This window comes from Streptomyces sp. NPDC017202 (genome assembly GCF_044331705.1).
Taxonomy (GTDB): Bacteria; Actinomycetota; Actinomycetes; order Streptomycetales; family Streptomycetaceae; genus Streptomyces.
The window spans coordinates 13,757-39,104 of record NZ_JBIRNP010000003.1 but is presented as its reverse complement, the minus strand read 5'-3'; the positions used below and the strand labels follow the sequence as shown (position 1 = coordinate 39,104).

At 73.2% G+C, this 25,348-nt stretch carries 26 protein-coding genes, 1 tRNA gene and 1 pseudogene; 19 read left to right on the top strand and 9 right to left on the bottom strand.

Annotated features, from left to right (window positions below; genetic code table 11):
* The first annotated feature begins 486 nt into the window (after positions 1-486).
* The 5 genes from ACH4N1_RS07800 to ACH4N1_RS07780 all read left to right on the top strand — a co-directional run bounded on the left by ACH4N1_RS07800 (position 487) and on the right by ACH4N1_RS07780 (position 4,647).
* Entirely contained in the window at positions 487-2,538 is a 2,052-nt protein-coding gene (locus ACH4N1_RS07800; RefSeq protein ID WP_398095334.1) for an ATP-binding protein, read from the top strand.
* Between the two features lie 74 nt (positions 2,539-2,612).
* Positions 2,613-3,047 carry a roadblock/LC7 domain-containing protein gene (locus ACH4N1_RS07795; RefSeq protein ID WP_398095333.1) on the top strand — a complete coding sequence of 145 codons (435 nt, stop codon included), beginning with the start codon at positions 2,613-2,615 and terminating at the stop codon, positions 3,045-3,047.
* Positions 3,044-3,421 carry a DUF742 domain-containing protein gene (locus tag ACH4N1_RS07790; protein WP_398095332.1) on the top strand — a complete coding sequence of 126 codons (378 nt, stop codon included), beginning with the start codon at positions 3,044-3,046 and terminating at the stop codon, positions 3,419-3,421. The genes ACH4N1_RS07795 and ACH4N1_RS07790 overlap by 4 nt, the downstream gene beginning before the upstream one ends.
* A complete protein-coding gene (locus ACH4N1_RS07785; protein WP_398095331.1) occupies positions 3,399-4,016 on the top strand; it encodes a GTP-binding protein in 618 nt (205 codons plus the stop codon). Before ACH4N1_RS07790 ends, ACH4N1_RS07785 begins: the two co-directional genes overlap by 23 nt.
* 61 nt (positions 4,017-4,077) lie before the next feature.
* Positions 4,078-4,647, top strand: coding sequence for a GAF domain-containing protein (locus tag ACH4N1_RS07780; protein ID WP_398095330.1), 570 nt, complete (start codon positions 4,078-4,080; stop codon positions 4,645-4,647).
* A gap of 38 nt (positions 4,648-4,685) precedes the next feature.
* Here the strand turns inward: ACH4N1_RS07780 and ACH4N1_RS07775 are convergent, their stop codons facing one another.
* Entirely contained in the window at positions 4,686-5,282 is a 597-nt protein-coding gene (locus ACH4N1_RS07775) for a GPP34 family phosphoprotein (RefSeq protein ID WP_398095328.1), read from the bottom strand.
* A gap of 203 nt (positions 5,283-5,485) precedes the next feature.
* Between ACH4N1_RS07775 and tdh the strand changes: the two genes are divergently transcribed.
* The 12 genes from tdh to ACH4N1_RS07715 all read left to right on the top strand — a co-directional run bounded on the left by tdh (position 5,486) and on the right by ACH4N1_RS07715 (position 17,565).
* Entirely contained in the window at positions 5,486-6,514 is a 1,029-nt protein-coding gene (gene tdh, locus ACH4N1_RS07770; RefSeq protein ID WP_398095952.1) for an L-threonine 3-dehydrogenase, read from the top strand.
* A 33-nt stretch (positions 6,515-6,547) separates the two neighbouring features.
* Entirely contained in the window at positions 6,548-7,747 is a 1,200-nt protein-coding gene (locus ACH4N1_RS07765; protein ID WP_398095327.1) for a glycine C-acetyltransferase, read from the top strand.
* 30 nt (positions 7,748-7,777) lie between these two features.
* The gene (locus tag ACH4N1_RS07760; RefSeq protein WP_398095325.1) at positions 7,778-8,680 is read left to right on the top strand and encodes a LysR family transcriptional regulator; all 903 of its coding nucleotides are present in this window, start codon (positions 7,778-7,780) and stop codon (positions 8,678-8,680) included.
* 30 nt (positions 8,681-8,710) lie between these two features.
* The gene (locus tag ACH4N1_RS07755; RefSeq protein ID WP_398095323.1) at positions 8,711-9,289 is read left to right on the top strand and encodes a helix-turn-helix domain-containing protein; all 579 of its coding nucleotides are present in this window, start codon (positions 8,711-8,713) and stop codon (positions 9,287-9,289) included.
* Positions 9,286-9,810 (top strand): GNAT family N-acetyltransferase, encoded by a 525-nt coding sequence (locus ACH4N1_RS07750; protein ID WP_398095322.1) that lies wholly within the window; start codon positions 9,286-9,288, stop codon positions 9,808-9,810. The genes ACH4N1_RS07755 and ACH4N1_RS07750 overlap by 4 nt, the downstream gene beginning before the upstream one ends.
* A 30-nt stretch (positions 9,811-9,840) precedes the next feature.
* On the top strand, positions 9,841-10,200 hold the full coding sequence (locus tag ACH4N1_RS07745) for an MmcQ/YjbR family DNA-binding protein (RefSeq protein ID WP_398095320.1): 360 nt from the start codon (positions 9,841-9,843) through the stop codon (positions 10,198-10,200).
* Positions 10,201-10,310: 110 nt separating this feature from the next.
* Positions 10,311-10,384: transfer RNA gene (locus ACH4N1_RS07740), tRNA-Pro, on the top strand.
* A gap of 695 nt (positions 10,385-11,079) precedes the next feature.
* Positions 11,080-12,288, top strand: a complete 1,209-nt coding sequence (locus ACH4N1_RS07735; protein ID WP_398095319.1) for an ABC transporter substrate-binding protein — start codon at positions 11,080-11,082, stop codon at positions 12,286-12,288.
* Between the two features lie 70 nt (positions 12,289-12,358).
* Positions 12,359-13,318 (top strand): carbohydrate ABC transporter permease, encoded by a 960-nt coding sequence (locus ACH4N1_RS07730; protein WP_398095317.1) that lies wholly within the window; start codon positions 12,359-12,361, stop codon positions 13,316-13,318.
* Positions 13,318-14,151, top strand: a complete 834-nt coding sequence (locus tag ACH4N1_RS07725; RefSeq protein ID WP_398095315.1) for a carbohydrate ABC transporter permease — start codon at positions 13,318-13,320, stop codon at positions 14,149-14,151. The genes ACH4N1_RS07730 and ACH4N1_RS07725 overlap by 1 nt, the downstream gene beginning before the upstream one ends.
* A gap of 89 nt (positions 14,152-14,240) precedes the next feature.
* Positions 14,241-15,428, top strand: coding sequence for an ABC transporter ATP-binding protein (locus ACH4N1_RS07720; protein ID WP_398095313.1), 1,188 nt, complete (start codon positions 14,241-14,243; stop codon positions 15,426-15,428).
* Positions 15,429-15,747: 319 nt separating this feature from the next.
* Positions 15,748-17,565, top strand: coding sequence for an ABC transporter ATP-binding protein (locus ACH4N1_RS07715; RefSeq protein ID WP_398095312.1), 1,818 nt, complete (start codon positions 15,748-15,750; stop codon positions 17,563-17,565).
* 46 nt (positions 17,566-17,611) lie between these two features.
* Here the strand turns inward: ACH4N1_RS07715 and ACH4N1_RS07710 are convergent, their stop codons facing one another.
* The 5 genes and pseudogenes from ACH4N1_RS07710 to ACH4N1_RS07690 form a co-directional block, all read right to left on the bottom strand.
* On the bottom strand, positions 17,612-18,049 hold the full coding sequence (locus ACH4N1_RS07710) for a (2Fe-2S) ferredoxin domain-containing protein (RefSeq protein WP_398095310.1): 438 nt from the start codon (positions 18,047-18,049) through the stop codon (positions 17,612-17,614).
* 5 nt (positions 18,050-18,054) lie between these two features.
* Positions 18,055-18,594, bottom strand: coding sequence for an NUDIX hydrolase family protein (locus ACH4N1_RS07705; protein WP_382795575.1), 540 nt, complete (start codon positions 18,592-18,594; stop codon positions 18,055-18,057).
* A 7-nt stretch (positions 18,595-18,601) separates the two neighbouring features.
* Entirely contained in the window at positions 18,602-19,741 is a 1,140-nt protein-coding gene (locus ACH4N1_RS07700) for an amidohydrolase family protein (protein ID WP_398095308.1), read from the bottom strand.
* A 1-nt stretch (position 19,742) separates the two neighbouring features.
* Positions 19,743-21,146, bottom strand: a complete 1,404-nt coding sequence (locus tag ACH4N1_RS07695) for a glutamine synthetase (RefSeq protein ID WP_398095306.1) — start codon at positions 21,144-21,146, stop codon at positions 19,743-19,745.
* A gap of 42 nt (positions 21,147-21,188) precedes the next feature.
* A pseudogene (locus ACH4N1_RS07690) lies at positions 21,189-21,482 on the bottom strand (SAM-dependent methyltransferase); the annotation flags it as partial.
* A gap of 193 nt (positions 21,483-21,675) precedes the next feature.
* Between ACH4N1_RS07690 and ACH4N1_RS07685 the strand changes: the two are divergent.
* Positions 21,676-22,545 (top strand): Cof-type HAD-IIB family hydrolase, encoded by an 870-nt coding sequence (locus tag ACH4N1_RS07685; protein ID WP_398095304.1) that lies wholly within the window; start codon positions 21,676-21,678, stop codon positions 22,543-22,545.
* A gap of 90 nt (positions 22,546-22,635) precedes the next feature.
* Here the strand turns inward: ACH4N1_RS07685 and ACH4N1_RS07680 are convergent, their stop codons facing one another.
* From ACH4N1_RS07680 to ACH4N1_RS07670, 3 genes are all read right to left on the bottom strand, one after another.
* On the bottom strand, positions 22,636-22,968 hold the full coding sequence (locus ACH4N1_RS07680; protein WP_398095302.1) for a DUF3140 domain-containing protein: 333 nt from the start codon (positions 22,966-22,968) through the stop codon (positions 22,636-22,638).
* 127 nt (positions 22,969-23,095) lie between these two features.
* The gene (locus ACH4N1_RS07675; protein ID WP_398095300.1) at positions 23,096-23,578 is read right to left on the bottom strand and encodes a Dps family protein; all 483 of its coding nucleotides are present in this window, start codon (positions 23,576-23,578) and stop codon (positions 23,096-23,098) included.
* Positions 23,575-23,865 (bottom strand): WhiB family transcriptional regulator, encoded by a 291-nt coding sequence (locus ACH4N1_RS07670; RefSeq protein ID WP_398095299.1) that lies wholly within the window; start codon positions 23,863-23,865, stop codon positions 23,575-23,577. The genes ACH4N1_RS07675 and ACH4N1_RS07670 overlap by 4 nt, the downstream gene beginning before the upstream one ends.
* 217 nt (positions 23,866-24,082) lie before the next feature.
* Here ACH4N1_RS07670 and ACH4N1_RS07665 point away from each other — a divergent pair, with 217 nt between their 5' ends.
* Positions 24,083-25,270, top strand: coding sequence for a thiolase family protein (locus ACH4N1_RS07665; RefSeq protein WP_398095950.1), 1,188 nt, complete (start codon positions 24,083-24,085; stop codon positions 25,268-25,270).
* Positions 25,271-25,348: the final 78 nt, after the last annotated feature.

Genomic DNA, 25,348 nt, shown 5'->3' with positions numbered 1-25,348 from the left:
GTGTGGCGGGCGGACGGCCCGGCCCGCACCCGGAAGTCAAGGCCACGGCCGATACGGTGAGTGACATTCCGGAAGGTGTCACCGGAGGGTGGGGTGTCCCGGAGGTCGTCCCGGCCGCCCGGCCCGGCCCGCCGGGAGGGGCCGGGGCACCGGTCGGCGGGGGCCGGGGAGCCATCTGCCCCCCGGCCCCCGTCGACCGTTCGTGAACGCCTCTGACCAGGTCTGACCGATTCCCTCACCTCAACTGTCCGGACACCTCACGGGCTTATCGGTCTGTCGTACGAAGCCTCATACCAGAGCGGGACCCTCACCGGGGGACTTCGCCAACTGACCATCGCGCTTGTCGGATCGGCGACTACTGTGAGTCGCCGTCGGGTGGGAAGGTGCCGAAATCCCTCGGCCCTCCCGACCGGCACCGCGATGGCGCAAGCCCGAGGAACGCACCCCACGCGAGCCCCGGGCCCGACGGACAGTACGAGGACACCGATGTCTCACCTCCGCGCACCGGCCGCACGCGCAGACCGCCGTGAGGGCGGACGGCACGGAAGGCCGGCCGCCGGCACCGCACCCGCACCGGCCGAGAGGCACATACGGCCCCAGCTGATGCGACTCGCCGTGCTGCCCCCGACCGCCGTCGCCCTCAGCGCCTGCGCGGCCGTCCTGTTCACCGTGCGCTCCACCGGCGCCAGGCCGGGACCGACCCTGTGGGCCGTCCTCGCCGGGGCCGTCGCGGTGACCGGCGTCGGCATCGTCGTCGCCGCCGTGGCCGCCGACCGGGCCGCCCGCTCCGTCAGCGAACGCGTCACCGCCCTGCGCCGCAGCACCGCGCGCGGCGAGGCCGACCTGCGCGCCCTGCTCGACGCGCTGCGCCGCGGCGAGACCCCGCCGCACCGCAAGCCGCGCGGCGGCCCGCCCGGCGACGCCGACGAGTTCGAGCTGCTCGCCGCCGACCTGTCCCGCGCCCACGACGGGGCCGTCACCGCCGTCGTCCGGGCCGCCCAGCTCCCCAGCCGGACGGGCAGCGAACAGAAGCTGGAGGTGTTCGTCAACCTCGCGCGGCGCCTTCAGTCCCTCGTGCACCGCGAGATCTCCACCCTGGACGAGCTGGAGAACGAGATCGAGGACCCCGACCTCCTCAAGGGCCTCTTCCACGTCGACCACCTCGCCACCCGGATCCGCCGGCACGCCGAGAACCTCGCCGTCCTCGGCGGCGCCGTCTCCCGGCGGCAGTGGAGCAACCCCGTCCCCATGACCGAGGTGCTGCGTTCCGCCATCGCCGAGGTCGAGCAGTACTCGCGGGTCAGACTCGTCCCGCCGGTCGACGGCGAACTGCGCGGGCACGCCGTCGCCGACGTCATCCACCTGCTCGCCGAACTCGTCGAGAACGCCACGGTGTTCTCCGCCCCGCACACCCAGGTCCTGCTGCGCGCCAACCTGGTCACCTCCGGGCTGGCCGTCGAGGTCGAGGACCGCGGCCTCGGCATGCCCGTCGACGAACAGGGCCGGATGAACGCCCTGCTCGCCGACCCCGACCAGGTCAACGTGGGCCGCCTGCTCGCCGACGGCCGCATAGGCCTCTACGTCGTCTCGCAGCTGGCCCGCCGCCACGGCATCCGGGTCCGGCTCCAGAACAACATCTACGGCGGCGTCCAGGCCGTACTCGTCGTCCCGCAGGCCCTTCTGGGTGCGGCCGGACCGTCGCCGCAGGCCGGGGAGAGCGGCGCGGGCGCGGTGCCGGCGGGTGCGGCGGTCGGACAGGTGCTGCAGGGCGGGGAGCGGCCGCCTCTGGCCCTGCAGGCCGGCGCACGGCCCCAGGACCAGCCCCAGCCGGGCACGCGGCCCCAGCCGGGCATGCAGCCTCAGCCGGGCATGCAGCCTCAGCCGGGCATGCAGCCCCGGCCGGGCACGCAACCTCAGCCCCAACTTCTGCCCCGAGCGCAGTCATTGATGCCACATCAAGTCGCTTCACAGGAAGTGCCGTTGGCGTCTCGTCAGGACCACCTCCCCGTCCCGCCCTCCGTCCAGCACGACACCGCCGCCCCGAACGGCGGCCGCCCGGCCCCGCTGCCCGTCCGGGGCGCGCACGAGGAGCGGCCCAATCCGGCCGAGGCGGTGCCCGGGATCCGGCCCGCCGACCGGGCCGCCGTGGAGGAGGTCGCGGGCCTCGTGCCCACCCCGCGCGCGAGCGCGGTGCGCGGCACCATGGGCAAGCCGCGACTGCCCCGCCGCCGCGCCCGGGAGCACATCGCCCCCCAGCTGCGCGGCGGCCCCGCCCCCCGCCCGGACGCCGAGCGGCCCGCCGGGCACGACCCCGGTCTGATGGCCGCCTTCCAGCGCGGCGTCGGCCTCGCCGAGGCCCAGCAGAGCCGGGAGGCGGACGTCCTGCCGGTCCAGGGCGGCCCCGCCGCCACCGACGTACCGCACGCGACGGCCGCCTCGCCCCGGCCCGACGCCGGGGCGCACACCCCGCAGGGCCGGCCCGGCGGCGTCGACCACCAGTCCACCACCCGGCACGACGGGAGCGCACCAGCCGGATGAGCACCCCCCTCACCACCCCTGCCCCCACCTCCACCGCTCCCGCTGACCTTCGTACCCCAAGGAGTCGATCCACCATGGCGAGCGATGCGCCGACCGGCCAGGTATCCGATCTCGACTGGCTGATGAGCGGCCTCGTGCAGCGCGTACCGCACACGCGGAGTGCGGTCCTCCTCTCCTGCGACGGCCTCGTGAAGTCCGTTCACGGCCTCGACCACGACAGCGCCGACCACATGGCGGCCCTGGCCTCCGGGCTGCACTCGCTCGGCCGCAGCGCCGGGCTCCGCTTCGGCGACGGCGGGGAGGTGCGGCAGGTCGTCGTCGAACTCGACTCGACGCTGCTGTTCGTCACCACCGCGGGGTCGGGCACCTGTCTCGCGGTGCTGGCCGGACGCGAGGCCGACGCCGCCGTGCTCGGCTACGAGATGGCGATGCTCGTCAAGAGCGTGCGGCCCTACCTGGTGACCGCGCCCCGGCAGCACACCGTCGAACCCTCGGTGATGAAACCTTGAGGACGGCGGCGGCCGGCGACGGGCCCTGGCTCGACGACGCGGCCGGACGGCTGGTGCGCCCGTTCACGGTCAGCAACGGCCGCACCAGACCCACCGTCGCCCTGGACCTCATGTCACAGGTGAGAACCACCGGGACGACCCCCTTCGGCCATCTCGGACCCGAGCACGCGCAGGCACTGGACCTGTGCCGTGCTCCCGTGCCGGTCGCCGAGGTCGCCGCCCACCTGAGGCTGCCGGCGGCCGTCACCAAGGTGCTGCTCGCGGACCTCGTCGACTGCGGGGCGCTGACCACCGGGCCCCCCGAGTTCCACCACCACCCCACCGACCGGGCCCTACTGGAGGCAGTGCTCGATGGACTACGACGACAGCTCTGACCACGACGGCTCCGACCCCTTCCCGACCGCGCTGAAGATCCTGGTCGCGGGCGGGTTCGGGGTCGGCAAGACCACGTTCGTCGGCGCGGTGAGCGAGATCGCGCCCCTGAGCACCGAGGAACTGCTCACCACCGCCGGCGCCGCGACCGACGACCTCGACGGCGTCGAGAACAAGGTCGAGACGACCGTGGCCATGGACTTCGGCCGCATCAGCCTCGACCCGCAGCACGTCCTGTACCTGTTCGGCACCCCCGGACAGGAACGGTTCTGGTTCATGTGGGACGAGCTGTCCGAGGGCGCCCTCGGCGCCGTCGTCCTCGCCGACACCCGTCGCCTGGAGCAGTGCTTCGCGGCCGTCGACTTCTTCGAGGAGCGCGGCCTGGGCTTCATCGTGGCCGTCAACGAGTTCGACGGCGCCCACCGCTACGACCCCGAGGAGGTGCGTGCCGCGATAGACCTGGACCCGGCCATCCCCATAGTGCGCTGCGACGCCCGCATCTCCGCCTCGGGCGTGCAGACCCTGCTCACCCTCGTCCGCCACCTCATCGCCCACGCGCCGGCGGTACCCCGGCCGAGCCACGGCGCCCACAGGTGACCCCGCACCACCCCCTACCGGAGCCGCACATGCCGTACGTCCACAGCGACGGAGCCCGCCCATGAGCTACGACCCGCCCCGCCCGGCCGGTCGACTGCTGCTCACCCCCGAGGACGAGGAGGCTCCCGCCCGCACCCTCAGGCTGCGCGGCCTCGGCCTGGGAGAGCGGGCCGAGCCCGGTCTGGACGCCTTCGCGGACCGCCTCGCCGAGATGACCGGCGCGCCGTACGCGATGGTCAACTTCATCGACGTGGAACGGCAGTTCTTCGCCGGTCTGCACACACCGCCCGGCGGCCGGGCCGCCCGCGGCGGCAAGCCGGAACTGGGCCGCCGGCTCGCCCGCGAGTACGGCTACTGCCCGTACGTCGTCGCGCGGCGCAAGGCACTGGTCCTGGAGGACGTCCGCGACTATCCGCGGTTCGCGGGCAATCCGGTCGTCGAGGAGTACGGCATCCACTCCTACCTCGGCGCCCCGCTGATCGACACCGCCGGCATGGTGCTCGGCACGGTGTCCGTGGCCGACCTGACGCCCCGGCCCTGGGGCAGGGCGGGGCTGGCGACCATCAAGGCGACCGCCGCGGACCTCGCCGGACGGCTGGAACACCGGGAGACGGGAGGACCGTCCCGGTGAGCCGGTCCGCCCCGGTGAGCCGGTCCGGCCGGGGTCCGTCAGAAGCCCCGCCAGACGTTGTCGAAGGCGGCGTCCTCCACGGACCGCCGCTGCCGTACGGCGGTCAGCTCCGTCACCGCGTCGCCGACCGCGACCAGCACCGTCGCCACCTCGTCGGTCAGCGGGCCGGGGAAGCCGTCGCCCTCCTCCTCGCGGATGCCGGTGGTGGTGGCCAGGCCCGCCAGGACGGGCTCGCCCGCGGCCCAGCGTTCGGCGGCGCGGCGCCGGGCCGGTGAGTCCGCGGCCCCGCTCCGCCCGGCGAGCCGGCGGCCGCGCGGGCGGGCCGGCACGCCGTCGTCCTCCATCCGGGCGGTGTAGGCCTGGGTCAGCCCCCGGCCGCGGCGCCACAGCCACTCCTCGACCGACTCGTACGGCTCCCGCCGCACCACCGAGGCCGCGGCCTCGGCGAGGAGCCGGTCGGCCGGCGCCGGCGCCGTCCCGGGCGTCACCCGGTCGTCGGCGAGGACGAGCACGCCCGCCTCCACCAGGTCGATCAGCTCGGCCCCCGCGAGCGCGAGGGAGAGTTCACCCCGCTCCACGGGGCGCGCGGGCGGCACGTCCAGCGAGACGATCAGCAGGTCCTGCGCCGTGGTCATGGGCTGTTCCCCCTCGGTCGGTTCCCTCCAGGGTGGCACGGGGGGCGGGGGTGTGAAGCGGAGCTGTGGCTCCGCTTAAGAAAGTCTCGATGGACCACGCCGCCGCCGTACGGCAGATTGCTACCGGATTCCACCCCCTTCCCCCGCCGCGGGCCTCCTTCGGCATGCCCGGCGCGGGGGTCTCACCGTCAGGAGCCGTAGCGTTGAAGGCGCTGGTCAAGGAGAAGGCGGAGCCGGGACTGTGGCTCGCGGACGTGCCGGAGCCCGTCGTCGGACCCGGTGACGTACTGATCAAGGTGCTGCGCACCGGTATCTGCGGCACCGATCTGCACATCCGGTCCTGGGACGGCTGGGCCCGGCAGACGATCCGCACCCCGCTCGTCCTCGGGCACGAGTTCGTCGGCGAGGTCGTCGGGACCGGGCGGGACGTCGGCGACATCAAGGCCGGCGACCGGGTGAGCGGCGAGGGGCACCTCGTCTGCGGCCGGTGCCGCAACTGCCTCGCCGGGCGCCGCCACCTGTGCCGGGCCACCGTCGGGCTCGGCGTCGGCCGCGACGGCGCGTTCGCCGAGTACGTGGCGCTGCCCGCCGCCAACGTCTGGGTGCACCGCGTCCCCGTCGACCTCGACGTGGCGGCGATCTTCGACCCGTTCGGCAACGCCGTCCACACCGCCCTGTCCTTCCCGCTGGTCGGCGAGGACGTGCTGATCACCGGGGCCGGCCCGATCGGCCTGATGGCCGCCGCCGTCGCCCGGCACGCCGGTGCCCGCAACGTCGTCGTCACCGACGTCAGCGAGGAGCGCCTGGAACTCGCCCGCAAGATCGGCGCGAGCCTCGCCCTGAACGTCTCGGGCGCGACCATCGCCGACGGACAGCGCGAACTGGGCCTGCGCGAGGGCTTCGACGTCGGGCTGGAGATGTCCGGCCGCCCCGAGGCGATGCGCGACATGATCGCCAACATGACGCACGGCGGCCGGATCGCCATGCTCGGCCTGCCCGCCGAGGAGTTCCCGGTCGACTGGGCCCGGATCGTCACCTCGATGATCACCATCAAGGGCATCTACGGCCGTGAGATGTTCGAGACCTGGTACGCGATGTCCGTGCTGCTGGAGGGCGGCCTCGACCTCGCCCCGGTGATCACCGGCCGCTACGGCTACCGCGACTTCGAGGCGGCGTTCGCCGACGCGGCGAGCGGCAGGGGCGGCAAGGTCATCCTCGACTGGACCGCGTAAGCCATCCGCCTTCTACGAGCCTGGAGCTTCCCGATGTTCGACTCCGTGCGCGACGATCTGCGCGCCACCCTCGACGAGATCCGCGCCGCCGGCCTGCACAAGCCCGAGCGGGTCATCGGCACCCCGCAGTCCGCCACCGTCGCCGTCACCGCGGGCGGCCGGCCCGGCGAGGTCCTCAACTTCTGCGCCAACAACTACCTCGGCCTCGCCGACCACCCCGAGGTGATCGCCGCCGCCCACGAGGCCCTGGACCGCTGGGGCTACGGCATGGCGTCCGTGCGGTTCATCTGCGGCACCCAGGAGGTCCACAAGGAGCTGGAGGCGCGGCTGTCGGCCTTCCTCGGCCAGGAGGACACGATCCTGTACTCCTCCTGCTTCGACGCCAACGGCGGCGTCTTCGAGACGCTGCTCGGCCCCGAGGACGCGGTGATCTCCGACGCCCTCAACCACGCCTCCATCATCGACGGCATCCGCCTGTCCAAGGCCCGCCGCTTCCGCTACGCCAACCGCGACATGGCCGACCTGGAGCGGCAGTTGAAGGAGGCCGTCGAAGGGGGCGCCCGCCGCCGGCTGATCGTCACCGACGGCGTCTTCTCCATGGACGGCTACGTCGCCCCCCTCGCCGAGATCTGCGACCTCGCCGACCGCTACGACGCGATGGTCATGGTCGACGACTCCCACGCCGTCGGCTTCGTCGGCCCCGGCGGCCGCGGCACCCCCGAGCTGCACGGCGTGATGGACCGCGTCGACATCATCACCGGCACCCTCGGCAAGGCCCTCGGCGGCGCCTCCGGCGGCTATGTCGCGGCCCGCGCCGAGATCGTCGCCCTGCTGCGCCAGCGCTCCCGCCCCTACCTGTTCTCCAACACCCTCGCCCCGGTCATCGCCGCCGCCTCCCTCAAGGTCCTCGACCTGCTGGAGTCGGCCGACGACCTGCGCGTCCGGCTCGCCGAGAACACGGCCCGCTTCCGCCGCCGCATGACCGACGAGGGCTTCGACGTCCTCCCGGGCGACCACGCCATCGCGCCCGTGATGATCGGCGACGCGGCGCGGGCGAGCCGGCTGGCCGAACTGCTGCTGGAGCGCGGGGTGTACGTGATCGGCTTCTCCTACCCGGTCGTCCCGCAGGGACAGGCCCGCATCCGGGTCCAGCTTTCCGCCGCGCACTCCACGGCCGACGTCGACCGTGCGGTGGACGCCTTCGTGGCGGCGCGGGCGGAACTGGAGGCCTGACCCGGCCGGACACCTTGCGATAATCGCCCCATGATCGAGGCGCGGCGGCTCCACATCCTCCGTGCGGTGGCCGACCACCGCACGGTGACGGCGGCTGCCGCCGCGCTGTACCTCACCCCGTCCGCCGTCTCCCAGCAGCTCACCGCCCTGGAGCAGGAGACCGGCCACCACCTGGTGGAACGCGGCGCCCGGGGCGTACGGCTCACCCCGGCCGGCGAGATCCTGCTCGCCCACACCCACGCGGTCCTCGCCCAGCTGGAGCGGGCGGAGGCGGAACTGGCCGCCTACCGCTCGGGCGCGGCCGGCACGGTCACCGTGGCCGCCTTCGCCACCGGCATCGCCCTGGTCGTCGCGCCCGCCGTGGCCCGGCTCGCCGGCACCGACCCGGGGATAAGGATCCGCGTCCAGGACGCCGAGGGCGACGCCAGCCTGCCGATGGTCCTCGACCGGCAGGTCGACGTCGCCGTGGCCGTCGAGTACCGGGGGGCGCCCGCCGCCGACGACCCGCGCCTCGCGCACGTACCGCTCTACGCCGAGCCCTTCGACGCGGTCGTACCGGTCACCCACCGCCTCGCCGAGTGCGCCGAGGTGCCGCTGGCCGAGCTGGCCAAGGACCCCTGGATCGGCCCGTACCCGGGCAACCCGTGCCACGACGTGGTCGTGCTGGCCTGCGAACACGCCGGGTTCCAGCCCCGCCTGGAGCACTCCTCGGACGACTTCCGCGCGGTCGTGGCGCTGGCGTCGGCCGACGCGGGCGTGGCGCTCGTCCCGCGCTCGGCCCTGCGCGGCATGGACCTGACCGGCGTGGTCGTCCGCCCGGTCGACGGGGCGGCCCCGACCCGCCGCGTCTTCGCGGCCGTACGCCGCGGTGCCGAGGAGCATCCGCTGATCCGTCCGGTGCTGGAGGCGCTGGAGGAGGTCACCCCGGCCTGAGATTTTCATATCTGGGATAGCATCCCAAATATGAAACAGTTCGCCGAGGGAGAGGCCGATGCCCGGCTGGCCGCCCGGCTGGCCGAGCTGCGCGCCGAGCGCGGCTGGTCGCTGGGGGAACTGGCCGAGCGCACCGGGGTGAGCCGCTCCACCCTGTCCCGCGCCGAGCGCGCCGAGATCAGCCCGACCGCCGCCCTGCTCAACCGCCTGTGCCACGTCTACGGCCGGACCATGTCCCGGCTGCTCGGCGAGGTGGAGGCCGGGGCCGGGCCGGCACCGCTGGTGCGGGCCGGCGAACAGCCCGTCTGGCAGGACCGGGCCTCCGGGTTCGTCCGGCGCTCCGTGTCGCCGCCGCACCCCGCGCTGCGCGGCGAACTCGTCGAGGGCCGGCTCGCCGCGGGCGCCGACCTCGCCTACGACCGCCCGCCCGTGCCGGGCCTGGAACAGCACATCTGGGTCCTGGAGGGTGCCCTGGAGGTGACGGCCGAGGACACCGGACACCACCTGGCCGCCGGCGACTGCCTGCGGCTGCGGGTGTGGGGGCCGACGCGGTTCCGGTGCGCGGGCGGGAAGGAGACGCGGTACGTGCTGGCGGTGGTGCTGCCGTGACGACGATCAGGCTCGACGCCTCCCGGCTCCTGGACCTGTCGGGCCGGTTGGCCGACCTGCTGGTCGACACGGTGCACGGCGGCGCCTCCGTGGGCTTCCTCGCCCCGCTCGACCGCGCGGAGGCCCTCGCCTGGTGGGAGGGGCGCGCGGCGGGGGTCGCCGCCGGGCAACTGGCGGTCTGGGCGGCCCTCGACGACGACGGCCGGGTCACCGGCACCGTCACCCTGGCCCTCCCCGACAAGCCCAACAGCCGTCACCGCGCCGAACTCGTCAAACTGATGGTCCACCGGGACGCCCGGGGGCAGGGCCTGGGCCGCCGGCTGCTGACCACCGCCGAGGAGGCCGCCGCCGCTGCCGGTGTCACCCTCCTCCACCTCGACACCGAGACCGACAGCCCCGCCGAACACCTCTACCGCACCGGGGGTTGGACCAGGGCGGGGGTCATCCCCGACTACGCGGCCGACCCGTCCGGCGTCCTGCGGCCGACGACCCTGTACTACAAACACCTCGCCCCGGTGTGACTGTCAGTGCCTGCCGCTAACCTGCGCAGCATGCCGGACGCCGAAGACGTACGCCGTGTCGCCCTGTCCCTGCCGGACACGGCCGAGAAGACCGCCTGGAACATGCCCACGTTCCGGGTCGCGGGAAAGATGTTCGCCACCCTGCCCGAGGACGAGACCTCCCTCGCCGTGCGCTGCCCCAAGGAGGAGCGCGACGAGCTGGCCCTCGCCGAGCCGGGGAAGTTCTGGATCGCCGACCACGAGGCCCAGTTCGCCTGGGTCCGGGTCCGGCTGGCCGCCCTGGAGGACGAGGCCGAGCTGCGGGACATCCTCGCCGACTCCTGGCGCCAGGCCGCCCCGGCGCACCTGCTGGAGGCGCACCCGCGACTGGGGGTGCCGGCGCAGGGCTGACGGGCGCTCGGCGAGTGCGGCTCCGACAAAGGCGTGCGCGATCACCGACCCGAGTGCGGTATTGTTTCCCTGCACGTCCGGCCGGGCGAAACCCCAGGTCAGGCGGGCAACGGGACGTGGCGCAGCTTGGTAGCGCACTTGACTGGGGGTCAAGGGGTCGCAGGTTCAAATCCTGTCGTCCCGACTTTTCGAAGTCGCGGGTCAGAGGCCGTTTCAGAGGAGATCTGAAACGGCCTCTTGATCGTTTTTGGGGACCGGCTGGGGTCCGGCGCACTTGACCGGGCTGAAGCGCACCTCGACCCGGTCGGCATGCGCCCTGCGCCCCGTGTCCTCGCCCGCTTTCCGGAGAGCGGCATCCGCGCGGCCGCCTGGGTCCCCCCCGTCCTGCCGGTGGCTCGCCCATCGCGCCCGTCGCAACCAGCTGATTCCGACGGGCATCGCGCACGCCGTCCGACGTGGCCGGCGCGGCCTGACGCCGACTCACCCCGTCGAACACCTCCACCGGCCGCCGGCTCTCGCGGCCCTGGCGCCGGACTGCCGCGGGTGGGTTTCCACTTCGGCGACCTGCGCGGGCCGGCCGAACACGGTCAGGCCGGGTGGTGGGGCCGTCCTGCCCGTCGGCCGGCCGGAGGCGGAACAGCGCCCGTCGAGGTCCGTTCTGGGCGATTCGATGCAGTATGTGCTTGATCTTTACTTATATGGTCTTTAGCGTTCGCCGGGGGAAACGCTGCGAGGTTCGAGTCCCGTGTCACCGTCCGGAAGCGAGGTGTGGAGCCCGTGCGCGCGAGGTGTGGCTGCCGGCCCGTTTCGGTTCACAAGGGACGTACCAGAGGGACGCGATGGCTGCGGGCGTTCGCCGTACTGCCGTTGCTGGCGTCGGTGCTCGCCGCTTGTGGCAGTGACGAGGGCTCGGGCAGGCCCACCCTCAACTGGTACAACTTCCCCGACGACTCCGGCGCGCTCCAGAAGGCGGCCGACCGGTGCAGCCAGGCGTCGGGCGGTCGCTACAGGATCAGCTACAACAAGCTCCCGCGTGCCGCGGACGGCCAGCGCCAGCAGCTTGTCCGCAGACTCGCCGCCGAGGACGACTCGCTCGACATCCTGGGCCTGGACGTCACCTGGGCGGCGGAGTTCGCCGAGGCACGCTGGATCCGGGAATGGACGGGGACGGCGAGGCGGCAGGCCGTGGAGGGCACCCTGCGCGTACCGCTGCAGACCTCGACCTGGAAAGGCAAGCTGTACGCCGTCCCGTACAACACCAACACCCAGCTCCTGTGGTACCGCAAGGACCTGGTGCCCACCCCACCCAGGACCTGGGCCGAGATGCTGGACATGGCCGGCGCCCTCGCCCGGCAGGGCAAACCGCACTTCGTGGAGATCCAGGGCGCCCAGTACGAGGGCCTGACCGTCTGGTTCAACACGCTGATCAACAGCGCGGGCGGCTCCATCCTCAACGCGAGCGCGACCGAGCCCTCCCTCGGTCCTCCTGCCGTGCGGGCCGCCGGGATCATGCGTGATCTGGCGAAGTCCCCGGCCGCGGATCCCTCCCTGTCCAACCAGATGGAGGACCAGAACCGCCTCGCCATGGAGTCGGGGGCGGCGGCGTTCGAGCTCAACTACCCGTTCGTCTATCCGTCGATGAAGGCGAACAACCCCGAGCTGTTCAAGGACTTCCGCTGGGCGCCGTACCCTCAGGTCGACGCGAACCGCCCGGCACGGCCCACCATCGGCGGCATCGACCTGGCGGTGAGCGCCTACTCGCGCCACCCCGCCCTGGCCTTCGAGGCGGCGCTGTGCCTGCGCAACCGGGAGAACCAGCTCACCGCCGCGCTCGAGGGCGGTCTGCCGCCCACCCTGCGCGCCCTGTACGACGAGCCCGCGTTCATGAAGGAGTACCCCTTCTCCAAGGACGTGCTGGCCGCCCTGGAGTCGGCGAGCGTGCGCCCGATCACTCCGGTCTACCAGAACGTGTCGATCGCGGTCTCCCACACGCTGTCTCCGCCGTCCGGGATCAAACCGGAGAAGTCCGTCGACACCATCAGGGAGCAGATCGACGATGCCCTGCGATCCGAGGGTGTGATCCCGTGAACCACCTCCTCCCGCACCACTTTGCCGGCCGGCGCCGCAGCGCGCGGGCCTCGTCCTCGGAGGGCCCGAGATGAGCACGCGGGCGCGACCCGCCGGAGCACCGCCACCCCCCGAGCCGGAGACGGAGCAGGCGGAGCCGCACCGGGCGGCACTCTCGGCGGGTGCCAGGCAGGAGCGGCGGCTCGGCTGGCTGCTCTGCGCGCCCGCGGTCGTCGTCATGATCGCGGTGACCGCCTACCCCGTCGGGTACGCCGTCTATCTGTCCCTCCAGCGGTACGACCTGCGCTTTCCCGGACGAGCGGAGTTCGTGGGCCTGAGCAACTACGGGGCGGTGCTGTCCTCCCCGTTCTGGTGGGACGCCTTCTGGGTCACGCTTTTCCTCACCGCCGTGTCCGTGGCGATCGAACTGGTCCTCGGAATGGGGCTCGCCCTGGTGATGCACCGCACGATCTTCTGGCGCGGCGCCGTCCGCACGTCGGTCCTCATCCCGTACGGGATCGTCACCGTGGTCGCCGCCTTCTCCTGGCAGTACGCCTGGACCCCGGAACTCGGATACCTCGCCGAGCTGTTGCCCAGCGGAGAGGCTCCGCTGACCCAACAGTGGCCCGCCCTCTGGCTGATCATCCTCGCCGAGGTGTGGAAGACGACGCCGTTCATGGCCCTGCTGCTGCTCGCGGGCCTCGCGCTGGTCCCCGAGGAGACCCTGAAGGCGGCCATGGTGGACGGTGCCACCGCCTGGCAGCGGTTCACCAAGGTCATGCTGCCGCTGATGAAACCGGCCATCCTGGTGGCACTGCTCTTCCGCACACTGGACGCGTTCCGGATCTTCGACAACATCTACATCCTGACCGCGGGCGCCCACGGGACCGGCTCCCTGTCGATCCTCGGGTACGACAACCTGTTCACCGCGCTGAACCTGGGCATCGGGTCGGCGATCTCGGTCCTGATCTTCCTCTGCGTCGGGATCATCGCCTTCACCTTCGTCAAACTGTTCGGCACCGCCGCACCCGGCGCGGAGGTGAAGCGCTGATGGCCGAGGCGGGAAAGACGCATGCCGCCCGATGGGGCGTCCTGAACGTGGTGGTGGTGCTGTACGCCCTGTTCCCGGTGTGGTGGATCGCCGCGCTGTCGTTCAAGGACCCCGGCACCCTCACGGACGGCGACTACATCCCCAGGGACTGGACCCTTGAGAACTACCGGGGCATCTTCGAGACCTCCGAGTTCACCCGCGCACTGATCAACTCGATCGGCATCGCCCTGATCGCCACCGTGATCGCGGTGGCGCTGGGCACCATGGCCGCCTACGCGGTGGCCAGGCTGCGCTTCCCCGGCAAGCGGGTGCTCATCGGCATGTCACTGCTGATCGCCATGTTCCCCCCGATCTCCCTGGTGTCACCCCTGTTCAACATCGAGCGGATCATCGGGATCTTCGACACCTGGGTCGGGCTGATCATCCCGTACATGACCTTCTCCCTGCCGCTGGCGATCTACACCCTGTCGGCGTTCTTCCGGGAGATCCCCTGGGATCTGGAGAAGGCCGCCAAGGTCGACGGGGCGACGCCCGCGCAGGCCTTCCGGATGGTGATCGTGCCGCTGGCCGCGCCGGGCGTGTTCACCACGGCCATTCTCGTGTTCATCTTCTGCTGGAACGACTTCCTGTTCGCGATCTCGCTGACGTCCACCGAGTCCGCGCGCACGGTGCCGGCCGCGATCGCGTTCTTCACCGGCAGCTCCCAGTTCCAGCAGCCCACAGGGTCGATCGCCGCCGCCGCTGTGGTCATCACCATCCCGATCATCGTTTTCGTCCTGTTCTTCCAGCGGCGGATCGTCGCCGGACTGACCTCCGGGGCGGTCAAGGGGTGAGCGGACCGACCGCGGCGGACGGGCCACCGGTCCGGGACACCGACCGCGGCGCGCGGACCCGGAAGGCATGAAGGCAAGGAGGCACCACCATGGCCGAGATCATCCTTGAGGGAGTCACCAAGCGCTTTCCCGACGGGTCCCTCGCCGTGAAGGGCGTGGACCTCGACATCGCCGACGGCGAGTTCGTGATCCTGGTCGGTCCGTCGGGATGCGGCAAGTCCACCACCCTGAACATGATCGCCGGACTCGAGGACATCACCGAGGGCACCCTCCGCATCGGAGGCCGAGTCGTCAACGACCTGGCTCCCAAGGAACGCGACGTCGCCATGGTGTTCCAGAGCTACGCCCTGTACCCGCACATGAACGTCCGGGAGAACATGGGCTTCCCGCTGCGCCTGGCCAAGGTGGACAAGGACACCATCGACGCCAAGGTGACGGAAGCCGCCCGGATCCTCGACCTCACCGAGCACCTGGACCGCAAGCCCGCCAACCTCTCGGGCGGTCAGCGCCAGCGGGTGGCCATGGGGCGGGCGATCGTCCGTGATCCCAAGGCGTTCCTGATGGACGAGCCGCTGTCCAACCTGGACGCCAAACTCCGGGTACAGATGCGCACCCAGATCTCCCGGCTGCAGCGGAGCCTCGGCACGACCACCGTGTACGTCACCCACGACCAGACCGAGGCGATGACGCTCGGCGATCGCGTCGTGGTCATGCGGCAGGGCCTGGTCCAGCAGATCGGCACGCCTGCCGAACTGTACGACCTGCCGCGCAACATCTTCGTCGCGGGCTTCATCGGCTCCCCGGCGATGAACTTCCTGAACGCCACGCTGGAGCACGGCGCCCTGCGCTCGCCGCTCGGCGACCTGACCCTCGACGACCGTACGCGGCAGGCGCTGGAACGCCAGAACGCGCCCCGCGAGGTCATCGTCGGGCTGCGGCCGGAGGCGTTCGAGGACGTGGCCCTGTCCCACGACCCGGACCGGACGGGTCCGGTCTGCACCGTCACCGTGGAGGTACTGGAGTCGCTGGGCTCCGACGCGTACGTCTACTTCACCGCCGAGGGCGGGCCCGCCACGAGCACCGAACTGGAGGAGCTCGCCAAGGACTCGGGCCTGCGCGACACCGGCACCGACACCCAGCAGATCGTGGCCCGCCTGGCCGCCGCCACGCGTGCCCGCGAGGGCGAACCGGTGGAGCTGCGGGTCGACATGGCCAAGGCCCACGTGTTCGACCCGGCGACCGGAGCGAACCTCACGCATCCGGTGAGGGCGCACTGACGACTCGCCGCACAGGACGCGATCCGCGTCCGTGTACCCGGCCACCCGAGAGGCGGCTGGTCCCAGGGCCTCTCGTGGTGATCATGCCGGGCTCGCGGGGTCCGGCCTGATCCAACCGAAAGACCCTCGCCGACCGGGCAGGCGTCCCGGAAGGCGGACTTCGCCGTGTCCGCGGCCGGGGGCGGTCCCGGTCGCCCTCCGGGGGCGCACGGGAGCACCGGGGGCGTCCGGCGCGTTATTCCTTGGACTCCGTCGGAGCCGTCGCGGGACACTGCGAGGGCCGGCCCGGCCGGTTGCCGGACGACCGCACGGGGTGGGGATGGGATCGTCTGAAGCGCGCGAGGTCAGGCCCGGGAAGGGCTCCGTACTGCTGGCACTGCACTATTACGGACGGGAGCTGGGCCGCCTCCGGTGGCTGGCCGCTCCCGCCCTGCTGCTGCCGGCGCTCGGCAACATCGGCATCAACTACATCGCCCCGCTGGTCGTCGCCAAGCTCGTCGGGCGGCTGGCCGGCGAGCCCGGCATCGGTGTCGGCCCGGCGCTGCCGTACGTGCTCGGCTTCGCCGGGGTGCTGCTGCTCGCGGAGACGCTGTGGCGGGTCGGGCTGCACTGCCTGAACCGCCTCGACGCGCTCGGCATCGAGCATCTCTACGTGATCGGCATGGACGAGCTGTTCGCCAAGGACGCCGCGTTCTTCCACGACAACTTCGCCGGATCGCTGACCAAGCGCGTGCTGAGTTTCGCCTCCCGCTACGAGGAGTTCGTCGACACGCTCACGTTCCAGATCGTGGGCCGTTTCGTGCCCCTGCTGTTCGGCTCGGTGGTGCTGTGGCACTACGAGCCGCTGCTCGTCGTCGGACTGCTGACGATGATCGCCCTCACGGCGTGGTGCGCGGTGCCGCTGATCCGCCGCCGGCAGGCGCTCGTCGCCGAACGCGAGGAGGCCATCGCCCGGGTCGCCGGCCACGTCGCCGACAGCCTGATGAACATGGACACGGTCCGCGCGTTCGCGGCGGAGGACCGCGAGGCCGCCGAGCACCGCTCCCGGGTCGCGGCGTCCCGGCGGCTCACCCTGCGCTCGTGGGACTACGGCAACCTGCGCATCGACACCCTGGTGGCGCCGATGTCCGTGCTGACCAACGCCCTTGGCCTGCTGCTCGCGGTCGCGCTCGGCGGGGGCGGCCACGGCGTGGAGGCGGTCGTGGTGGCCTTCACGTACTACTCCAACGCGACCCGGATCATGTTCGAGTTCAACCAGGTCTACCGCCGCCTGGAGAGTTCGATGACGGAGGCCGCGCAGTTCACCGAACTGCTGCTGTCGCCGCCGACCGTGCTCGACCCGCGGGTGCCGGAACCGCTGCGGCCCGCCGCCGCCGACGTCCGCTTCGAGCGGGTGACCTTCGCCCACGACGGCGCGCGGCCGCTCTTCGAAGGGCTCGACCTGGCCGTGCCCGGCGGGACGAAGCTCGGCCTCGTCGGCCGGTCCGGCGGCGGCAAGACCACCCTGACGCGGCTCCTGCTGCGGATGACGGACATCGACGGCGGACGCATCCTCGTCGGCGGCCAGGACATCACCCGGCTGCGCCAGGCCGACCTGCGCAGCCTGATCGCCTACGTGCCGCAGGACCCGGCGATGTTCCACCGCTCGCTGCGGGACAACATCGCCTTCGCCCGGCCGGACGCCACCGAGACCGAGGTCCGCCGCGCCGCCGAGGCGGCCCACGTCACGGAGTTCGCCGACGCGCTGCCCGAGGGTTTCGACACCCTGGTCGGCGAGCGGGGCGTCAAACTCTCCGGCGGTCAGCGCCAGCGGGTCGCGCTCGCCCGGGCGATCCTGCGGGACGCCCCGATCCTGCTGCTCGACGAGGCGACCAGCGCCCTCGACTCCGAGAGCGAGATCCTCGTCCAGGAGGCGCTGTGGCGGCTCATGGAGGGGCGGACGGCGCTGGTCGTCGCCCACCGGCTGAGCACCGTCGCCGGGATGGACCGGCTGGTCGTCCTGGACCGCGGCCGGATCGTCGAGCAGGGCACCCACCAGGAGCTGCTGGCCGCGGACGGCGCCTACGCCAAGCTGTGGCAGCACCAGTCGGGCGGCTTCCTCGACGACAGCCAGGCCCGGGCGGCCGATCTGCGCTGACCGTGCCGCCGCCGGGCCGGGGGCCGCCGGCGGCCCGCCCGCCCCGTCACCGGCGGGTGCGGGCCGGGCGGGGCGGGCTGATGAACTGGAGCTCCAGGGCGGCCGGCGGCCCGGCGACACCCGGGCCGCCCGCCGCCGCCCAGGCCAGGATCTCCTCGGTGCAGTCGTCGTCCGTCGCGAAACCGATCCAGGTGGCCCGGCCGCCCGCCCGGCGGCCCGCGCCGGACGGCTGGACGACGATGACGTTGGCCGACTCGCAGGGGCCCAGACAGTCCGTCGTACGGACCGCGAAGGCGCCCGCCGACGCGGCGGCCGCCGCGCGCAGGCGCTCCAGCTGCCAGGCGTGGTCGTAGCCGGGGTGCTTGCGGGCGTCGCCGCAGCAGCAGCCCCGGCAGACCACCAGGGTGCAGGGCCGGCGCGCGGCGGCGCCGACCAGCGCCACGCGCCGGGCGGCCGGCACGGGCGGGGCGGAACGCGGCCCCACGCCGGTCAGGACGCCGACTGGCCGACGTGGGCCAGCGCCTGCCGCAGCAGGAAGCCGTGCCCGCCCGGCATCTCGCTCTGCACCGCGGGCGAGACCGCCTCCTGCGGGTCGAACCACACCAGGTCCAGGGCGTCCTGCCGGGGCCGGCAGTCACCGGTCACCGGCACGATGTACGCCAGCGACACCGCGTGCTGACGCGGGTCGTGGTACGGCGTGACGCCCTGCGTGGGGAAGTACTCCGCGACCGTGAAGGGCTGCAGGGACGCCGGGACGCGGGGCAGCGCCATGGGGCCGAGGTCCTTCTCCAGATGCCGCAGCAGGGCGTCGCGGACCCGTTCGTGGTGCAGGACCCGACCCGAGACCAGGGTCCGGCTGACGTTGCCGTCCGGTCCTATCCGCAGCAGCAGGCCGATCTTGGTGACTTCGCCGCTGTCGTCGACGCGCACGGGCACGGCCTCGACGTACAGGATCGGCATGCGGGAGCGGGCGAGTTCGAGTTCGTCCTGGCTCAGCCAGCCGGGCGTGGTATCGGTCAAGTCTGACATTGCTTGATCATACTTTCAGTCCGTCGGGAAGCCGGTAGACCCGGCGGGCGTTGTCCGCCCCGGCCCACCGCGCCAGGCGCAGCGCGTCGGGCAGGCCCAGTTCGTCGGCGTCCACCCGGTCCTGGAGCAGATCCCCCAGTCCCCGGCGGAACGCCAGCGCGCCGAGCCCGTAGAACTCGGCCACGCCGTAGGCGTCCGAGCTGTACAGCAACTTGCGGAACGGTGTGATCTCCAGCGCCTCCTCCAGGACCGTCCGCGCCCGCACCGGGCCGACGTGGTGCAGGGTGAGCCCCACGTCCAGGTACACCTGCTCGAACACCGCGGCCAGATAGGCGGCTTGCCGCTGGTAGGGCCAGCAGTGCAGGAGCAGCACCGGGATCGTGCCCGCGATGAGGTGCAGCCAGTCCGTCAGCCGGGCCGGATCCGCCCGGTGCAGGCGGACGTCGTTGTCGCCGAAGCCGGTGTGCAGCTGCAGCGGCAGTCCCAGATCGACGGCGGTCCACAGCAGGTGCCGCACGAGCACGGGCTCCGCCAGGCGTCCGCCGCGCGCCAGCCAGCGCCGGGCCGCGCGGGTCACCTCCGCGTCCGCGGGCCGGACCGGGTCGAGGCCGAAGCCGGTGCGGTACGCGGCCACCGACTTCACCGCCACCACACCGGGCGCGCGCACCGCGTCCAGCGCGGCCGCCCGGAACGCGTCGCCGTACCCGTCCGCGTCGACGCCCCGCGCGGCCACGGCCTCGGCGACCGTCTCCAGCCGGACCACCTCGTGGGCCGTCCCGCCCGCCGCGTCGGCGAGTGCGGCCGGAGTGGTGAGGCGGTCCGGCGCCAGACCGGTGTCCACGCAGAACACGCCGGTGCGGGCGGCCGTCAGGAACCGCCGGTTCACCTCCCGCGGTCCCAGCTCGGCCCGCCGCGCCAGATAGGCGTCGGCCGGGGCGTGCCGCTCCAGGTCCAGCAGGGGCGCGCAGTGACGGCGCACGGCCACGCCCGCCGGGGTGTCGAAGGGGGAGCTGCCCGGCCAGCGGTCGCCCTCGGTGAGCAGCGCCTCGAACCCCGGCCGGTCCAGAGAGGCGGTGACCACGCCGTGGCAGTGGTGGTCGACCAGCTCCAGCTCGGCGAGCGCCTCGTGGACCGGTCCGCCGCCCATGTCAGTACACCCAGCGGTAGGCCGCCGCCACCCGCTCGTCGTCCAGCCCGGCCACGCCCTCGATCTCCCCCTGCCGCACGGCGGTCACCGCGTCGGCGAGGACCGGGCCCAGCGCGGCCCGCAGCACCTCGTCCGCGCTGAACTCCGCCACCGCCTCGCCCAACGAGGTCGGCAGCCGGCGCACGCCCCGCGCCGCGGCCTCCTCCGGGGCCAGCCGGGCCGGGTCGCCGGTGGTCTCCTCGGGGAGGACCGCGGCCGAGACGATCCCGTCCAGGCCCGCGGCGATGAGGCAGCCGAGGGCGAGATAGGGGTTCGCGGCCAGGTCGACCGGCTTCACCTCCAGGTTCGCCAGCTCGGCACGCCGGCCCGCGGTGCCCCGCACCAGCCGGATCGCGGCCTCGCGGGTCTCCAGGCCCCAGGCGGTGAACACGCCCGCCCACTGGGAGGGCCGCAGCCGCAGCCGGCTGGCGGGGCTGGGCACGGTCACCGCCGTGAGCGCCGGGAGATGGGCGAGGACACCCGCCGCGAAGGCCTCCGCGTCGGCCGTCATGCCGTACCGGCGGTCGCCGCCGCTGTGCAGGTTGGTGCCGTCGCGCCAGGCGGAGAGGTGGACGTGGCCGCCGTTGCCGACGCCGCGTGCCAGCACCGCGGGGGAGAAGGAGACCCGCAGGCCGTGCCGGCGGGCCACCGCGCGGATCGTCTGGCGCACCAGCACGCTGCGGTCGGCCGCCGCCACCGGGTCCAGCGCGGCCACCGAGATCTCGAACTGGCCCGGCGCGTACTCGGGATGGACCTGGTCGACGTCCACGCCCTGGGCCGCGCACGCCGCCAGCAGCTCGGCGGCGCAGTCGCTCAGCTCCACCTGCCGGATCGCGCCGTACGCCGGCCCCGAGGTGGCGGGGACGAACTCGCCGGGCGGCGCGGAGTCCAGGCCCATGGACCACTCGATCTCGATGCCGGCCCTGAAGGCGAGACCGTGCGCGCGGGCCGCCCCGGCGACGGTGCGGCGCAGGAAGGTGCGGGAACAGCCCGGGTGCGGCTCGCCGTCCTGGGTGATGCGGTCGACCGGCGCCCACGCCCAGCCGGGCTGCGCGGCCAGCACCACCAGCCGGTCCAGGTCCGGGTAGAGGCGCAGGTCGCCGTCGGGGGAGCCGAGGACGTCGGTGGTGACGCTGCGGTCGTCGGCGAGGAAGGTGTCGAACACCGGGGACATCCCCACGCCCCAGGCGGCCGCGGAAGCCAGCTGGGCCGTCGGGACCGTCTTCACCCGGCCGACGCCCGCGGTGTCGACGTAGGCCAGGACGATCCCGTGCACGCCCCGGCCCGCCAGTTCGCCGCTGAGGGCCCTGGCCCGTTCGACGTCGCCGGGGCGGCCGCCGGGGAGGGGATCGTCGAGGGTGGTCATGTCGGCCTCCAGGGTCGCGTCGGCGCGCGCGGGCGGTGCCGGTCAGGGTTTCACGGCCACCGCGCCGTACTGCGGCACCACGGTGGCCCCACCGTCCTCCGCGCGCCAGCGGGAGCAGGACACCAGGCCCGGTTCCAGCAGGTCCAGGCCCGTGAGGAACGCGGCGATCTCCTCGCCGGTGCGGGCGGTGATCGGCGGGGTGGCGTTCTCGTTCCAGAACCTCATCGCCGGGATCTGGCCCTCGCCGCTCAGCGCGCTGTCGTGGGTGGGGTGCGTGAGGACCAGATGGCTGCCCGGCGGGAGCTCCGACATGATCCGGCGCACGATGTCCCGCGCCGCCCCGCCCGTCGGCCTGCGGTCCTCGCCCACGTCACCGCTCCTTCGCGCGCCCTGCCCGTCGTCCGCCATTGTGCCGTCGGGCGATCACCGGTGTCCCGGGATCGGCCGCACCCGCGACCCCGGGCACGGGGCCGGCCGAGGGTCCCCCGGTAGGGTGACAATCCGGTCACCCCCGTTCAGGAAGCAGGACATGCCCTACTCGCACGCCCCCCAGCTGACCGCGCCCGAGCCGTCGGCCGGCGGCGCCGACATCCGTCTCGTCGTCACCGACATGGACGGCACGCTGCTCGACGACGACAAGCGGACGCCCGACGGGCTCTGGGAGGTCCTCGCGCTGCTGCGGGAGCGGGGCGTGCTGTTCAGCCCCGCCAGCGGCCGGCAGTACGCGACGCTGGCGCGGGAGTTCGCCGAGGTCGCCGACGGGATGGTCTTCATAGCGGAGAACGGCAGCTACGTCGTCCGCGACGGCGAGGAGCTCAGCTCCGACCCGCTGGACCCCGCCGTGGTCGCCCGCGTCGTCGACGCCGTACGGCGGCTCGTGGCGGGCGGCGCGGACGTCGGGGCCGTCGTCTGCGGGAAGCGGTCCGCGTACGTCGAGCGTGCCGACGAGGCCTTCCTCGGCGAGGTCGGCCGCTACTACCTGCGCCACCGGGTCGTCGAGGACGTCGCCGCCGTCGAGGACGACGTCATCAAGGTCGCCCTGTTCGACTTCGGGCCGGCGGCGGAGACCACCGCACCCGCCCTGGCCGCCTTCGCGGACACCCACCAGGTCGTCGTCTCCGGCGAGCACTGGGTCGACGTCATGAACCGCACCGCCAACAAGGGTGCCGCCCTGCGCCGGCTCCAGCGCGAGCTGGGCGTCACGCCCGCGCAGACCGTGGTGTTCGGCGACTACCTCAACGACCTGGAGATGCTGGACGCCGCCGACTGGTCCTTCGCCATGGCCAACGCCCACCCGGAGGTCGTCCGGCGGGCCCGCCACCTGGCTCCCTCCAACAACGACAACGGGGTGCTGCGCACCCTGGTCCGCCTTCTCGATCTGCCGGTGACCGGGCTCTGACCCGGGCGCCCGGCTCCGTCCGGCCCAGGGCTCCGTCCGGCCCAGGGCTCCTTCCGGCCCGGGCCTTCAGCGGCTCACGGCCTCACCGGCTCACGGCTTCAGCGGATCGTGGCCGATCGTCATGAGCCGGTGGCGCAGGCCGGTGTCCTCCGCCGCGGGCTCGTCCGCCGCGTCCGTCTCGTCGTCGACCGTCTCCACCACCTCCCGCATCACGCGGAGGTCGTCCCCGGTGAGGTCGGTGCGCCGCTTCTGGAGGATCGCCAGCACATGGCGGCCGGTCGGGGTGCCCGCCTCCCCGGGCAGGGCCTCGGCGTCCTCGCCGGAGTCCCGCACCCGGAGCCAGGCGGCCAGTTCCTGCGAGGTCATGTTCACCACGCGGTGGAAGTCCTCCCACAGCGCGTCGAGTTCGAGAACGTCGGTCATGGCGTGCCCTTCCGTCGTGCCACTGCGTCGTGCGCGTGAGGCGTGCGCGTGAGGCGTGCGCGTGAGCCGGGCGCCCGCGTCGTGCCCCTGCCGCGTGGCCGGTGTCCCGCGTGGTCCGTGCCGGCGGTCAGTCCTCGCGCGGCCAGTTCTCCGCCTCGAACATCCACCGCTGCTTCTCCAGCTCGGCGGTGATGCCGATCAGCAGGTCCTGGGTGACCGGGTCGGCCTTCTCGGTGGTCCCGATCCGCTCCCGCAGCCGGTCGATGGCCGCGCCCAGGGTCTCCGCGATCACCCGCACCACGTCCTCGTCGCGCAGCCAGCCGTCCTTCGGGGACGGCAGCGTGAACGCCGACGCGATCGTCTCCGGGCGGCCGTCCGGCGGCAGGCCGAGCGCGGCGGCCCGCTCGGCGACCGTGTCGGCGAAGGCGCGGGCGGTCGTGACGACCTCGTCGAGCTGGAGGTGGATCGAGCGGAACCGCGGGCCGACGATGTTCCAGTGCGCCTGCTTGCCGATCAGGGAGATCCCCAGCAGATCGACGAGCGTGCCCTGCAGCGCGTCGAAGGTGACCTGGCGGGCCGGTTCGGGCAGAGGGCTCTTGACGACAGTCATACGGCGGTCCTCCTTCTCACGTCGTCTCGTGCGGTACGGAGCAGGTCGGCGCGTTCCGCCTCGTCGGTGCCGCCCCACACGCCGGACGTCTGGCCGGCGGCGAGGGCGTACTCCAGGCAGTCGGCGGCCACCGGGCACCGCCGGCAGACCCGCTTGGCGTCCGCGGTCTCCCGCAACGCCGGTCCGGACGTGCCCACGGGGAAGAAGAGTTCGGGGTCCTCGCCGATGCAGGCGGCACTGCGCAACCACTCCATGGGGGCGCGGGTGCCCAGGGCGATTCGGCGCAAACGCGGCCTCCGACGGGAGCGGCCGCGGCTCCGGAGCGGGTGCGTGCGGGACTCCGGAGCGGCCGGCACCGCCGCCCGGTGGCCTTCCGGTGACCTTCCCACGGGACGCGGCGGCGGTCTATAGTCCGAAACTAGCACTGCTAATTAAGCGGTGCTGGTCAACGTGCTGATCAATCTGTCGGACCACAGCGTCGTCGTCGGTCAGGAGTCCCCAGTCGTGCGTCCCGTCCACTTCGCGGCCGCCCGCCGCACCCCCATCGGCAAGCTGCGCGGCGCCCTGTCCGCCGTACGGCCCGACGATCTCGCCGCGGGCGTCATCCGCGGCCTGGTCGCCGACCTGCCCGCGCTCGATCCGGCCCGGATCGACGACGTGTACTGGGGTGCCGCCAACCAGGCCGGCGAGGACAACCGCAACGTCGCCCGCATGGCCGCCCTGCTCGCCGGACTCCCCGAGACCGTGCCCGGCGCCACGGTGAACCGGCTGTGCGCCTCGGGCATGGAGGCGGTCACCGCCGCCGCCCGCACGATCGCCGCCGGCGAGGCCGAGATCGTGCTCGCGGGCGGCTCCGAGTCGATGAGCCGCGCCCCCTTCGTGCTCGCCCGCCCCGACGAGGCCCTCCCGCACCGGCTGGAGACCGTCGACACCCGGCTCGGCTGGCGCCTGGTCAACCCCGCCATGAAGGACCTGCACGGCCTGCTGGCGATGGGCGAGACCGCCGAGGAGGTCGCCGAACGGTACGGCATCCCCCGTGAGCGCCAGGACGACTTCGCGCTCCGCAGCCACCGGCGTGCCGCGCTCGCCCGCGAGAAGGGCCACTTCGACGACGAGATCCTGCCGGTCCGGCTCCCGGACGGCGCGGTCGTCGACGCCGACGAATGCGTCCGGGAGGACACCTCCTACGACAAGCTCGCCCGGCTCCGGCCCGTCTTCCGGCAGGGCGGCACGGTCACCGCGGGCAACGCCTCCCCGATGAACGACGGCGCCGCCTGTCTCCTCCTCGTCAGCGAGGAGGCCCTGAACGAACTGGGCCTGGAATCCCTCGGCCGCTACGTCGCGGGCGCCTCCGCCGGCGTCCACCCCGACGTGATGGGCATCGGCCCGGTCCCCGCCACCCGCAAGGCGCTGGACCGCGTCGGGTGGAGCGTCGAGGACCTCCAGGAGGCCGAGTTCAACGAGGCGTTCGCCGCACAGGCGCTGGCCTGCGTGGACCAACTGGGCATCGACCCCGAACTGGTCAACCCCAGCGGCGGCGCGATCGCCCTCGGCCACCCGCTCGGCTGCTCCGGGGCCCGCATCCTCACCACCCTCCTGCACCGGATGCGGCGCACGGGCGCGGAGCGCGGCCTGGCGACCATGTGCGTCGGGGTGGGGCAGGGCAGCGCGGTGCTGGTCGAGCGGCACTGACGCACCACGACGCGGCGGCCCGGCGGCCCCGGCCGCCGGGCGGGAGGCTCCTCACCGGGCCCGGTCACGTGTGCGTAG

Excerpts from the sequence above, each read along its gene's own strand:
- ACH4N1_RS07800 (WP_398095334.1), top strand. The coding sequence starts at position 487 with ATGTCTCACCTCCGCGCACCGGCCGCACGCGCAGACCGCCGTGAGGGC.
- ACH4N1_RS07795 (WP_398095333.1), top strand. The coding sequence starts at position 2,613 with ATGGCGAGCGATGCGCCGACCGGCCAGGTATCCGATCTCGACTGGCTG.
- ACH4N1_RS07785 (WP_398095331.1), top strand. The coding sequence starts at position 3,399 with ATGGACTACGACGACAGCTCTGACCACGACGGCTCCGACCCCTTCCCG.
- ACH4N1_RS07780 (WP_398095330.1), top strand. The coding sequence starts at position 4,078 with ATGAGCTACGACCCGCCCCGCCCGGCCGGTCGACTGCTGCTCACCCCC.
- ACH4N1_RS07775 (WP_398095328.1), bottom strand. The coding sequence starts at position 5,282 with ATGACCACGGCGCAGGACCTGCTGATCGTCTCGCTGGACGTGCCGCCC.
- ACH4N1_RS07765 (WP_398095327.1), top strand. The coding sequence starts at position 6,548 with ATGTTCGACTCCGTGCGCGACGATCTGCGCGCCACCCTCGACGAGATC.
- ACH4N1_RS07760 (WP_398095325.1), top strand. The coding sequence starts at position 7,778 with ATGATCGAGGCGCGGCGGCTCCACATCCTCCGTGCGGTGGCCGACCAC.
- ACH4N1_RS07755 (WP_398095323.1), top strand. The coding sequence starts at position 8,711 with ATGAAACAGTTCGCCGAGGGAGAGGCCGATGCCCGGCTGGCCGCCCGG.
- ACH4N1_RS07745 (WP_398095320.1), top strand. The coding sequence starts at position 9,841 with ATGCCGGACGCCGAAGACGTACGCCGTGTCGCCCTGTCCCTGCCGGAC.
- ACH4N1_RS07730 (WP_398095317.1), top strand. The coding sequence starts at position 12,359 with ATGAGCACGCGGGCGCGACCCGCCGGAGCACCGCCACCCCCCGAGCCG.
- ACH4N1_RS07725 (WP_398095315.1), top strand. The coding sequence starts at position 13,318 with ATGGCCGAGGCGGGAAAGACGCATGCCGCCCGATGGGGCGTCCTGAAC.
- ACH4N1_RS07720 (WP_398095313.1), top strand. The coding sequence starts at position 14,241 with ATGGCCGAGATCATCCTTGAGGGAGTCACCAAGCGCTTTCCCGACGGG.
- ACH4N1_RS07715 (WP_398095312.1), top strand. The coding sequence starts at position 15,748 with ATGGGATCGTCTGAAGCGCGCGAGGTCAGGCCCGGGAAGGGCTCCGTA.
- ACH4N1_RS07705 (WP_382795575.1), bottom strand. The coding sequence starts at position 18,594 with ATGTCAGACTTGACCGATACCACGCCCGGCTGGCTGAGCCAGGACGAA.
- ACH4N1_RS07700 (WP_398095308.1), bottom strand. The coding sequence starts at position 19,741 with ATGGGCGGCGGACCGGTCCACGAGGCGCTCGCCGAGCTGGAGCTGGTC.
- ACH4N1_RS07695 (WP_398095306.1), bottom strand. The coding sequence starts at position 21,146 with ATGACCACCCTCGACGATCCCCTCCCCGGCGGCCGCCCCGGCGACGTC.
- ACH4N1_RS07685 (WP_398095304.1), top strand. The coding sequence starts at position 21,676 with ATGCCCTACTCGCACGCCCCCCAGCTGACCGCGCCCGAGCCGTCGGCC.
- ACH4N1_RS07680 (WP_398095302.1), bottom strand. The coding sequence starts at position 22,968 with ATGACCGACGTTCTCGAACTCGACGCGCTGTGGGAGGACTTCCACCGC.
- ACH4N1_RS07675 (WP_398095300.1), bottom strand. The coding sequence starts at position 23,578 with ATGACTGTCGTCAAGAGCCCTCTGCCCGAACCGGCCCGCCAGGTCACC.